This is a genomic window from Bacillus sp. AFS018417 (assembly GCF_002560985.1).
GTDB classification, from domain to species: domain Bacteria; phylum Bacillota; class Bacilli; order Bacillales; family Bacillaceae_G; genus Bacillus_A; species Bacillus_A rhizoplanae.
In genome coordinates this window covers 1-566 of record NZ_NTTM01000150.1, presented here as the reverse complement: position 1 = coordinate 566, position 566 = coordinate 1, and the positions used below count along the sequence as shown (strand labels likewise).

At 20.8% G+C, this 566-nt stretch carries 1 pseudogene; it reads right to left on the bottom strand.

The features are described from left to right. A pseudogene (locus CN326_RS23975) lies at window positions 1–299 on the bottom strand (tyrosine-type recombinase/integrase); the annotation flags it as partial. Between the last annotated feature and the right edge of the window lie 267 nt (window positions 300–566).

Here is a 566-nt window from a genome sequence, read left to right as displayed (position 1 = left end):
TCTCGAATAAAAAAATAAAACTGTGATAAATCTCTAGAATAGAGAAGACGAGATGTGTCTTTTACTCGTTTATTTTTATCAAAATGTGTTTGTCGATTCAAATAATAATATAAAATTTCTTCATCAGAAAAACCCGCATATGAATATGTATGTTCACGTTCATTCTGCTCTTTTCGATCCTCAGCTTGTTTTAAAAAATCTTCATTCCATATTGCAATCGTATTTCCGAATTTTTCTTTACTATTTTTATTGTGTAATAACGAATTATGATTATAAATTGGTAATAAATTAAATTTCATGTCATATCAAATCCTTATGTATTTCTTATGTAGTTTTAATGAAAAAAAATAAAGTGTACCTATAATTTATTTTAAAGTGCATTTATATAAAACACAATATTAATTGTAAACTATAGAAAATCACACATTTTCTATGATTTAAAATTGATTTATAAATTTATTTTTCTTGAGTTGAATTAAAACAATACACATTTTATTTTTAAAATTAAAAGAAATTATATTTGTTTATAATATAATTATAATTTTTTATTTAGCTATGTTATAATG